This is a genomic window from Methylobacterium sp. WL120, assembly GCF_008039465.1.
GTDB lineage: Bacteria > Pseudomonadota > Alphaproteobacteria > Rhizobiales > Beijerinckiaceae > Methylobacterium > Methylobacterium cerastii.
On the sequence record NZ_VRUT01000196.1, the window covers coordinates 1 to 7,194 of the forward strand.

Consider the following 7,194-nt stretch of genomic DNA (forward strand, 5'->3'; position numbering starts at 1 on the left):
ATGGCGAGGGCGGCGGCGGCGGCGGCGCCGAGGCGTTCGCCGTTCGGGCCGTCGGGGACCGGCGCCTCGCTGGCGACGTGGAGCGCCGGACGCGTCGGTGCCGGCTCGGGGGCGGCCGGTCGGGGCGCGGCACCACGCATCTGCGTGACGATCGCGCCGATGCGGGCGATCACGCCCTCGCCGGCCTCGACCTGAGCGGCGATGTCGGCGGCGTAGCGCTCGGCGGTGCCGAGGCGTTCGGCGAGCGTCCGGTCGCACTCGTCCAGGGTGTTGCGCAGCCCCGCGATGGCGCGCTCGGCGCTGGCGGTGGCCACCATGAGGTCGCCGATGGTCTGGCGCAGCGCCGCCTCGTCGCCCTTCAACTGGACGATGCGCCGCGACAGCTTCATCGACGACACGATGGTGGCGACGAGGAGGATCGCGACGAGGCCGTCGGCGGCGAGCGTGACGAGGAGGCTCATGACCGAAAATCCATCTCAGGCGTCGCTTCGGTTGTTCATCGAGGCCTCGTAGGCCTGGAGCGTGGTGCGCGAGCGCCGCAACGGCCGCGTCACCTGCACCGCGATGCTGTCGTCGACGCGCCCGATCCGCCCCTGGGTCAGCGCCCACTCGCCGCAGCGGACGGTGATCAGGTCGCTGGGCTTGGCGTCGAACATCAGCGTGTCGCCGACCTTGAGGGCCATGACGCGCTTCAGCGGCAGCATCATCTCGTGCAGCACCGCCTCCATCGTCATGTCCGCCTGCCAGATCTCGGTGGCGAGGTGCCCCTCCCAGACGTGGTCGCGGCCGAGCTTCTCGCCCATGAAGCTCTGCATGAGCAGTTCACGGATCGGCTCGATCGTGGCGTAGGGGAACAGGATCTGCAGCAGGCCGCCGCGCCCGTCCATGTCGAGGCGCAGGCTGATCAGGATCGCGGCGTTGGCCGGGCGGGTGATCGTGGCGAAGCGCGGGTTGGTCTCGATCCGGTCGATCCCGAACTTCACCGGGGAGAGCGGCTGGAACGACAGCTCGAGGTCGCCGAGGATGATCTCGACCAGGCGCCGAACGAGCTGCATCTCGATCGTGGTGAAGGGCCGCCCGTCGAGCCGGCTCGACGTGCCGCCGCGCTTGCCCCCGAGCAGCAGGTCCAGGGTCGAGTAGGCGAGGTTCGACTCCACCGTCACCAGCCCGGAATTCTCCCAGGCGTCGGCCTTGAACACCCCGAGCAGGGTCGGCAGCGGGATCGCGTTGAGGTAGTCGCCGAAGCGGACGGAGGTGATGTTGTCGAGGGTCACCTCGACGTTGTCCTGGAAGAAGTTGCGCAGCGAGGTCGACAGCAACCGGATCATCCGGTCGAAGACGATCTCCAGCATCGGGAGGCGTTCGTACTGGACGACGCCCGAATCGACGATGGCGCGCACGCCGCCCGCGCCGGACGCGGACAGCTCGCGCAGGGAGAAGCCGACGACGTCGTCGATCTCGTCCTGGCTGAGGATGCGGTCGTTGCCGGCGAGCTCGGGAAGGTTGTCGCTCTCCCCATCCTCGATCATCGTCGCCCACTCGGCGGCGACGTCGCTGGCGTTGCGGGTGGTGCCCTGCTCGGCGAGCGCCGCGCCCCACTCGTCGGCGAGCGACGCGTCGCCGCCTTCGGCACCCTGCTCGATCAGGGCCGCCGACCAGTCGTCCTCCACGTTCGGGTCGTCGGGTTCCATGGCGGGCTCGGTTGGGTTGCGACGCGGGCGGGCTCGGCGGGGTCGTCGGCTACTGGACGATCACGTCCTTGAAGAGCACCGCCTCGACCTTGGCGGGGTAGACCGCGACGTTGACCCGCTTCAGCAGCTCCTCGCGGAGGCGGTACATGCCGACCGACCCGGAGATGTCGCTGCTGCGCATGTCGCGCATGTAGACCTGCAGCGCGTCCTCGACGCGGGGCATCAGCGGCTTCACCTCGTTCTCGACCTTGGCGTCCTTGAGCTCGAGTGCGATGCGGAGCTTGGCGAACTTGGCCTTGTCGGAGCCGGGCTCGGGGCTGAGGTTCATCACCATCTCGCGCACGTCGAGGAACACGGACGGCTGCTTCACCTCGGCCTTGTCGGCGGCGTGCTCGGTCTCGGCCTGGGCGGCGGCGCGCTTCTTCATCATGAAGGCGCCCCCTCCCCCGCCGAGGAGCAGCACCGCGGCGGCGGCGATGATCACGAGCTTCTTCTTGCTCTTGGGCGCCTCGGCCTCGCCGGGCGCCCCCTCGACGGCTTCCGCTTTCTTGGGCTTCTTGGCCATGAGCGGTGTTCCGTGGTCCGTCGGCTGATGGCTGGGGTACCCGCCTATCGGGTGCGGGCCGGTTCGAGCCTCCGGTATCGGCCCGCAGGGTAAACGCGGCGTTAAGTCGGCACAATCTGCCGGGTCGGCTTTGCCGACGGTCCGATCCGGTCGTGCCGCCATAACGCCCTCCTCACCGTCAACGCACTGAAAAATCACGCAAAATTGCAAAAGACCGATCTGGCACGGGGGATGCGGATATCCCCTCGCCGCCACCGCGGCACGACGGATCGAGTTCAGATGCAGAATGCCCTCCTCGTCGGCGTATCGAGCCAAATGGCGCTTCAGCGCGAGCTCGACGTCATCGCCAACAACATGGCCAACGTCTCGACCACCGGCTTCAAGGGCCGCTCGACGCGCTTCGAGGAGTACCTCATGCCGACGGCGAGCGCCGACACCTTCTCGGGCGCCGACCGCCGCCTCTCCTACGTGATCGACCAGGGCACGACCCTCGACCTGGGCCAGGGCGCGATCGAGCCGGACGGCAACCCGACCCACGTGGCGATCCAGGGCGAGGCGTTCTTCTCGGTGCAGACGCCGCAGGGCGTGCGCTTCACCCGCAACGGCGCCTTCGAGGTGAGCGCGCAGGGCAACCTCGTCACCAGCGACGGCTACGCCGTGCAGGGCGAGGGCGGACCGATCACCATCAACCCGCAGGAGACCGGCCTCTCGATCGGGCAGGACGGCACGGTCTCGACCAACCTCGGCGTCCGCGGCCGGGTGAGGCTCGTGACCTTCGCCAACCCGCAGAGCCTGAGCAACGCCGGCGCCAACCTCTACGCCTCGACATCGCAGCCGCAGCCCGCGGGCATCAAGGGCCGCCTCGAATCAGGGGCGCTGGAGAAGTCCAACGTCAAGCCGGTGCTCGAGATGACCCGGCTGATGGACGTGAACCGGACCTACGCGATGGTGTCCAGCGTGATCACGCGGCTCGACGATCTGCGGGGCACGGCGATCCGCCGCCTCGCCGACGTCGCCTGACCGGGAGCTAGACGATGCGCGCGCTCTACGCCGCCGCCACAGGCATGGCGGCCCAGGAACTCAACGTCCAGGTCATCTCGAACAACATCGCCAACCTTCGCACCACCGGGTACAAGCGCCAGCAGCCGCACTTCCAGGATCTGCTCTACCAGAACCTGCGCCGCGCCGGCGCCTCGACCTCGGACCAGAACACGCAGCTGCCGGCGGGCCTCGCCATCGGCTCGGGCGTGAAGACGGTGTCGACCGCCCGCATCATGTCGCAGGGCACGCTGACCTCGACGGAGAAGGACTACGACGTAGCGATCCGCGGCGAGGGCTTCTTCCGGGTGACGATGCCGGACGGCCGCACCGCCTACAGCCGCGACGGCTCGTTCGACCTGTCGGCGCAGGGGCAGCTCGTGACCCGCGACGGCTATCTCGTCGATCCCGGCGTCACCGTGCCGAACACCGCCACCGCCGTCACCATCAGCGCCACCGGCGCCGTGCAGGCGACGCTGCCGGGGCAGACCGCGCCGCAATCGCTCGGCCAGTTCCAGCTCGCCCGCTTCGTCAACAAGACCGGCCTCGAGTCGATCGGCGACAACTTGTTCATCGAGACCGCGGCCTCCGGCCCGGCGGTCGCCGGTCTGCCCGGCGGCGAGGGCTTCGGCAACCTCCAGCAATCCTACCTGGAGGAGGCGAACGTGAACGCCGTCACCGAGATCTCCTCCCTGATCGCCGCCCAGCGCGCCTACGAGATGAACTCGAAGGTCGTGACCGCCGCCGACCAGATGCTCTCCACCACCTCGCAGATGTTCCGCAGCTAGCGCCGCCCGGAGCCCGACGGTCATGTCCCATTCCTTCGCCTACGACGAACCGAGCCGCGAGGCCGACCTGCGGCCGATCACGCGCCGCGTCGCCCTGCGCACCGCGCCGCTCGGCCTCCCCGTGCTGGTGCGCGCCGCGCTAGCCTTCCTCGCGCTGGCCATGCTCGGCGCCTACACCCTGCCGGCGCTCGCCGACGAGCCGATGCGCCTGCGCGGCGACGTCACCGCCCGCGGCGACGTCCTCACCCTCGAAGACCTCGTCGAGGGCGCACCCGCGTCGGCGGCCAAGCGCCCGCTGTTCCGGGCCCCGGCGCTGGGCGCCACGGGCACGATCCAGGCGCGCCGCATCGCCGAGGCCGTGGCGGCCCTGAACCTCGGCGCCGTCGAGACCGGCGGCCGGCTCCAGGTGGCCGTGCAGCGCGCCGCGCGCCGGGTCGGCGCGCAGGAGATCGAGGCGGCACTCCGCCGAGCCCTCCAGACCGCTTATGCCGTCGACGAGAAGTCGGTGAGCGTACGCCTCGACGGCGACGGACCGATGCTGCTGGCCCCGATCGACCTCGACGGCCAGGTCGTCGCCCTCGACCTCAACTACGATCCGCGCTCGCGCCGCGTCGGCGGACTGATGACGCTGGGCGAGCGCCAGGCCTCGCTGCGGGTGACCGGCGTGGTCATCGAGATGCGCGACGTGGCGATCGTCAACCGCACGCTTAACCGCGGCGAGCCGGTCACCGCCGCCGACCTGACCATCGAGCGCCGCCCGCGCGAGGGCGCGCCCTCGGACGCGCTCGCCTCGGGCGCGACGCTGGTCGGCGAGGTCGCGCAGCGCACGCTGAGCCAAGGCGCGGTCCTGCGGAACGGCGACACCGCCCCACCGGAACTCGTCGCCCGCGGCGAGGCCGTGACCATCATCTACGAATCGCCCGGCATCAGCCTGGCGATGCGGGGCCAGGCGACGGATGCCGGGCGCATGGGCGCCACCGTCAACGTCATCAACATGGCCTCGAAGAAGGTCCTCCAGGCGGTGGTGATCGGTCCGGGCCGCGTCTCGGTCGGCCCCGCACCGCTTCAGCGACAGGCGAGCGCCGAAGCGCCGACCTCCGTCCGCTGACCGCCATCCTCGACAATCCAGGCAGAGCCGATCCGATGCGTCATCTTCCGCGCCGCCGCTTCCTGCGCCAGCCCCTGCCGCTCGCCGCCGCGCTCGTCGCCTGCGCCGGCCTCGGCGCCTGCAACACCGTCGACCGGCTCTCGAACGTCGGGGCGCAGCCGGCGCTCTCGGCGATCGAGGACCCGACCGCCCAGGCCGGCTACAAGCCCGTCCGCCTGCCGATGCCCGACGTGCAGCCGGTCTCGTATGCGCCGAACTCCCTGTGGCGCACCGGCTCGCGCGCCTTCTTCAAGGACCAGCGCGCCGCGCGGATCGGCGACCTCGTCACCGTGAAGGTGAACGTCACCGACCAGGCCAACATCTCCAACGAGACCAAGCGCTCGCGCAGCAACACCGAGAACTTCGGCCTGCCGAACGCCGGCGGCCTCGAGAAGAACGCCGCGGTGCTCGCCGCCGGCGTCTCGCCCGACAAGCTGCTCGCCGCCACGTCCAGCTCCTCCAACGACGGCGTGGGGTCGGTCCAGCGGAACGAGACCGTGTCGACCAACGTCGCCGCGATCGTCACGCAGGTTCTGCCGAACGGCAACCTCGTGGTCGAGGGCAAGCAGGAGATCCGGATCAACTTCGAGGTGCGCGAACTCGTCGTGGCCGGCGTGGTCCGCCCGGAGGACATCGAGTCGGACAACACCATCGAATCGACGAAGATCGCGCAGGCCCGCATCGCCTATGGCGGCCGCGGCCAGATCACCGACGTCCAACAGCCGCGCTACGGCCAGCAGATCGTCGACATCCTGCTGCCGTTCTGATCGCCAGCGAGACGATCAGGTGTGCTCGGTGCCGGGCCGGTTCGGGCGCGACGCCTCGCCATGGTTCGCGACGAAGGCGGAGCGGCTGGGGTCGTGCTTCTTCTGCGCGACGCGCGTGCGCTGCCAGACGGCGATCACCGTCGCGACCACGATGGTCCCGATGGCGAGGACCGGGATCAGAACATCGTTGCTCATGGAGGTGCCTTCCGATGATGTCATCGGATCAAGCACCGTCGAGCCCGTCGGTTCCAGGGCTCGACGTCGCATCTCGGGCAGTCCGGACCGGTCGAGACGGCGCTGTTACTGGACAAACCGATGCCGCATCGCAACAAAACTCAGTCGTCGCGGTAGACGCGCTCGCGGCGTTCGTGGCGCTCCTGCGCCTCCAGCGACAGCGTCGCGATCGGTCGTGCATCGAGCCGGCGCAGCGAGATCGGCTCGCCGGTCTCCTCGCAATAGCCGTAGGACCGGTCCTCGATCCGTGCCAGCGCCGCGTCGATCTTGCCGGTGAGCTTGCGCTGCCGGTCGCGGGCCCGCAGCTCGATCGCCCGGTCGGTCTCCGAGGAGGCGCGGTCCGCGAGGTCGGGGTGGTTCTCGTTCTCGCTCTGCAACGCAACGAGGGTGTCCTGCGCCTCGCGCAGGATGTCGCTCTTCCAGCCGAGCAGCTTGCGCCGAAAATACTCGCGCTGACGCTCGTTCATGAAGGGCTCGTCGTCGGACGGAACGTAGCCGTCCTCCAGCGTCACCTTCGCCATTCGTCGCCCTTCCATAGTCCCGTACGGCCGGTCCGCGGCGATCATTGCCTGCCGTATAGTCGAGGTGGATTGCTGCTACAACGCACCCACGTGCCGACGTCCGCACCTGCACGCGCTGCGCCAATTGATGCGGCAAAGACGCCACGGTGCGCGGCGACGAATCGAGATTGATGTGCTCAACCCGGGATCGCCGGCCGAGCCCGCAGGCGATTGACCGCCGCGGCGATGGCGTCGGCGAGCGGCCGGGCGACCGGGAGCCGGTAATGGCTCTGGTCGAAGAACAGCGCGTCGTCGTGCGATTCGGGGGTGTCGCGGCGCTCGTCGAGCACGCTCGCCTTGCGGCCGCCACCGGCATCCCGTTCGTGCAGCTCTCCGTGCCCGCGACCGGACCGGGCGAGCAGCTGCTGATCCTCGACTGGTACCTGCGCCACCATCCCACGCCG

General features: G+C 69.9%; 9 protein-coding genes and 1 pseudogene. 4 read left to right on the plus strand and 6 right to left on the minus strand.

All coding sequences use genetic code 11. The features are described 5' to 3' along the window. From FV229_RS23755 to fliL, 3 genes are all read right to left on the minus strand, one after another. Positions 1 to 461 (minus strand): DUF6468 domain-containing protein (locus FV229_RS23755; RefSeq protein ID WP_147754317.1); only part of this gene is annotated, 461 nt, incomplete at its 3' end. A 15-nt stretch (positions 462 to 476) separates the two neighbouring features. After that, positions 477 to 1,691 carry a flagellar motor switch protein FliM gene (gene fliM / locus FV229_RS23760; protein WP_147754318.1) on the minus strand — a complete coding sequence of 405 codons (1,215 nt, stop codon included), beginning with the start codon at positions 1,689 to 1,691 and terminating at the stop codon, positions 477 to 479. Positions 1,692 to 1,740: 49 nt separating this feature from the next. Further along, complete coding sequence (fliL, locus tag FV229_RS23765) at positions 1,741 to 2,256, minus strand: flagellar basal body-associated protein FliL (RefSeq protein WP_147754319.1); 516 nt, start codon at positions 2,254 to 2,256, stop codon at positions 1,741 to 1,743. A 279-nt stretch (positions 2,257 to 2,535) separates the two neighbouring features. Between fliL and flgF the strand changes: the two genes are divergently transcribed. Genes flgF through flgH form a run of 4 tightly spaced genes read left to right on the plus strand, consistent with a single transcriptional unit; the run spans position 2,536 to position 5,996 of the window. After that, a complete protein-coding gene (flgF, locus tag FV229_RS23770; RefSeq protein ID WP_147754320.1) occupies positions 2,536 to 3,276 on the plus strand; it encodes a flagellar basal-body rod protein FlgF in 741 nt (246 codons plus the stop codon). 14 nt (positions 3,277 to 3,290) lie between these two features. After that, complete coding sequence (gene flgG, locus FV229_RS23775; RefSeq protein WP_147754321.1) at positions 3,291 to 4,082, plus strand: flagellar basal-body rod protein FlgG; 792 nt, start codon at positions 3,291 to 3,293, stop codon at positions 4,080 to 4,082. Between the two features lie 22 nt (positions 4,083 to 4,104). Continuing rightward, positions 4,105 to 5,190 (plus strand): flagellar basal body P-ring formation chaperone FlgA, encoded by a 1,086-nt coding sequence (gene flgA / locus FV229_RS23780; RefSeq protein WP_147754322.1) that lies wholly within the window; start codon positions 4,105 to 4,107, stop codon positions 5,188 to 5,190. Positions 5,191 to 5,225: 35 nt separating this feature from the next. After that, positions 5,226 to 5,996 (plus strand): flagellar basal body L-ring protein FlgH, encoded by a 771-nt coding sequence (gene flgH / locus FV229_RS23785; protein WP_147754323.1) that lies wholly within the window; start codon positions 5,226 to 5,228, stop codon positions 5,994 to 5,996. A gap of 15 nt (positions 5,997 to 6,011) precedes the next feature. Here flgH and FV229_RS23790 read toward each other — a convergent pair whose 3' ends face one another. The 3 genes and pseudogenes from FV229_RS23790 to FV229_RS27650 all read right to left on the minus strand — a co-directional run. After that, positions 6,012 to 6,191, minus strand: coding sequence for a hypothetical protein (locus FV229_RS23790; protein WP_147754324.1), 180 nt, complete (start codon positions 6,189 to 6,191; stop codon positions 6,012 to 6,014). Positions 6,192 to 6,331: 140 nt separating this feature from the next. Continuing rightward, a complete protein-coding gene (gene dksA / locus FV229_RS23795) occupies positions 6,332 to 6,751 on the minus strand; it encodes an RNA polymerase-binding protein DksA (protein WP_147728054.1) in 420 nt (139 codons plus the stop codon). 176 nt (positions 6,752 to 6,927) lie between these two features. Then, positions 6,928 to 7,194: pseudogene (locus FV229_RS27650) on the minus strand (hypothetical protein); the annotation flags it as partial.

Bases quoted from the DNA above. Each gene is read 5' to 3' on its own strand.
- fliM (WP_147754318.1), bottom strand. From the start codon at position 1,691: ATGGAACCCGACGACCCGAACGTGGAGGACGACTGGTCGGCGGCCCTG.
- FV229_RS23790 (WP_147754324.1), bottom strand. From the start codon at position 6,191: ATGAGCAACGATGTTCTGATCCCGGTCCTCGCCATCGGGACCATCGTG.
- flgG (WP_147754321.1), top strand. From the start codon at position 3,291: ATGCGCGCGCTCTACGCCGCCGCCACAGGCATGGCGGCCCAGGAACTC.
- fliL (WP_147754319.1), bottom strand. From the start codon at position 2,256: ATGGCCAAGAAGCCCAAGAAAGCGGAAGCCGTCGAGGGGGCGCCCGGC.
- flgA (WP_147754322.1), top strand. From the start codon at position 4,105: ATGTCCCATTCCTTCGCCTACGACGAACCGAGCCGCGAGGCCGACCTG.
- flgF (WP_147754320.1), top strand. From the start codon at position 2,536: ATGCAGAATGCCCTCCTCGTCGGCGTATCGAGCCAAATGGCGCTTCAG.
- flgH (WP_147754323.1), top strand. From the start codon at position 5,226: ATGCGTCATCTTCCGCGCCGCCGCTTCCTGCGCCAGCCCCTGCCGCTC.
- dksA (WP_147728054.1), bottom strand. From the start codon at position 6,751: ATGGCGAAGGTGACGCTGGAGGACGGCTACGTTCCGTCCGACGACGAG.